Source organism: Streptomyces sp. NPDC059477 (assembly GCF_042749375.1).
GTDB lineage: Bacteria > Actinomycetota > Actinomycetes > Streptomycetales > Streptomycetaceae > Streptomyces.
Genome location: NZ_JBHYUG010000156.1, coordinates 7,447 through 9,739, shown reverse-complemented (window position 1 = coordinate 9,739; position 2,293 = coordinate 7,447). Strand labels below are relative to the sequence as shown.

1 protein-coding gene is annotated in these 2,293 nt (G+C 73.8%); it reads right to left on the bottom strand.

Annotated features, from left to right (window positions below; translation table 11 throughout):
- Positions 1-115 precede the first annotated feature (115 nt).
- The gene (locus ACFXAZ_RS38535) at positions 116-1,810 is read right to left on the bottom strand and encodes a DUF885 domain-containing protein (RefSeq protein ID WP_384601436.1); all 1,695 of its coding nucleotides are present in this window, start codon (positions 1,808-1,810) and stop codon (positions 116-118) included.
- Between the last annotated feature and the right edge of the window lie 483 nt (positions 1,811-2,293).

Here is a 2,293-nt window from a genome sequence, read left to right as displayed (position 1 = left end):
GGTCCCGGGCCCGCCGTCCGGCCCCGGGGGCTTGGGACTGCCCTCCGGCCTGGCGGCTTGGGACTGCCGTCCGGGCCTGGAGGGTCTAGGCGCAGCCGTCCGGCCCCCGGGGCCCCTACAGCCGTGCCAGTTCGTCCACCAGGTCGTCCAGCCCCAGCGAGCCCTGTGACAGGGCCGCCATGTGCCACGCCTTGAGGTCGAAGGCGTCGCCGTGCCGCTCGCGGGCCTTCTCCCGGCCCAGCAGCCACGCCCGCTCGCCCAGCTTGTAGCCGATCGCCTGACCCGGGATCGTCAGATACCGGGTCAGCTCGCTCTCCACGAAGTCCGCCGGCCGGCTGCTGTGCGCGCCGAAGAACTCCTGCGCCAGCTCAGGCGTCCACCGCTCCCCGGGATGGAAGGGGGAGTCGGCCGGGATCTCCAGCTCCAGATGCATGCCGATGTCCACGATCACCCGGGCCGCCCGCATCATCTGCGCGTCCAGATAACCGAGCCGTTCCTCGGCGTCGGTGAGGAAGCCCAGTTCGTCCATCAGCCGCTCCGCGTACAGCGCCCAGCCCTCGGCGTTGGCGCTCACCCCGCCGATGGTGGCCTGGTAGCGGGAGAGGTTCTCGGCGACATGCGCCCACTGCGCGAGCTGGAGGTGATGGCCCGGGACGCCCTCGTGGTACCAGGTCGAGACCAGGTCGTACACCGGGAAACGGGTCTGCCCCATGGTCGGCAGCCAGGTGCGGCCCGGCCGGGAGAAATCCTCCGACGGAGCCGTGTAGTAGGGCGCGGCGGCGCTGCCGGCCGGGGCGATCCGGGACTCCACCTTGCGCACCCGTTCGGCGAGTTCGAAGTGGGTGCCGTCCAGCGCCTCGATCGCCTGGTCCATCAGCCCCTGGAGCCAGTCGCGGACCTCGTCCACGCCCTCGATGTGCCGGCCGTGCTCGTCCAGGTGCGCGAGCGCCACCCAGGGCGTCGCGGCGCCCGGCAGGATCTTCTCGGCCTCCTGCCGCATCTCGGCGAGCAGCCGGTGGTACTCGGCCCAGCCGTACGCGTACGCCTCGTCCAGGTCGAGATCCGTGCCGTTGAAATAGCGCGACCAGCGCGCGTACCGCTCACGGCCGACGGCGTTGGGGGCGCCCTCGATGGCCGGCGCGTACACCTCGCGCAGCCAGTCCCGCAGCGCCACCACGGCGGCGGTGGCCCGCCCGGCGGCCTCGTCCAGCTCCGTGCGCAGCGCGTCCGGCCCGGCGGCGGCGAACTCCTCGAACCAGCCGCGCCCGCTGCCGTCGGTGTCCGCCCACTCGCCGAGCTGTTCGATCAGCGTGCCCGTCGGCCGCGGCCCGGCGTACAGCTTGCGGTCCAGACCCAGCTGGAGGGCGGCCCGGTAGCCGGCCAGCGCGTCCGGCACCGCGCGCAGCCGTTCGGCGATCGCCGCCCAGTCCTGCTCCGTCTCCGTCGGCGTCAGGGTGAACACCTCGCGGACCTGGTGCAGGGGCGTGCCCAGATTGCCGACCGTGCGCAGGCCTTCGTCGGCCTCGTGCACACCGAGTTCCGCGGTCAGCCGCTCGCGCAGCAGCCGGGCGCAGCGGCGCTCGATGTCGCTGTCCGCGCCGGGCAGCCGCTCCGCCTCGTCGAGCCGCGCGAGGGTGGCCCGCGCCAGCTCCGCGAGCGCCTCCTGGCCCGCGGGCGACAGATCGGGCAGCCGGCTCGAACTCTCCTGCACGCCGAGGTAGGTACCGGTGACCGGGTCGAGGGCGATGAGGGCGTCGACATAGGCGTCGGCGACCTCGCGGGGCAGCTGCGGGCTCTTGGTCTGAGACATGCCGACCATCCTCGTACGAGGGCCCGCCGCACGTCACCCCGATTGCGCCCGTGGCGGAAGCGGCCCGTGGCCTTACCACCGGCACCGGTTCAGTCAGAGGGCACCCGGACCGGAGTCGGACGCCATGCGGAGGGCATTGGGAGGGCATTGGGAGGGCATTCGGACGGAACCCGAACGCCCAACTCTGACGGACCTCTGACGGACCTTCGACGGAACTCCAACGGGCCTCGGATGGAACGGCGTCAGCGATTCCGGCACAGCCCGGAGCCCCCGGCGGGGAGCCGCCGATCGCCACGGAAGCGGGCAGGCGTCGTACACCCGTTCGAACGGCCCGGCGGGGGGGGGCGGGGCGGGTCCCCGGGGGGCCGGGCGGGGCCGCCCGCTTTCTGCGCGGCGGGGGTCGCCGCCCGCGGGCGGCGCCGTCGGCCCCTTGGTGCGTTTCCGGTGCCCGCGCGCGCGCGTCAGGTGGACAGGGTGGACAGC

Excerpts from the sequence above, each read along its gene's own strand:
- ACFXAZ_RS38535 (WP_384601436.1), bottom strand. The coding sequence starts at position 1,810 with ATGTCTCAGACCAAGAGCCCGCAGCTGCCCCGCGAGGTCGCCGACGCC.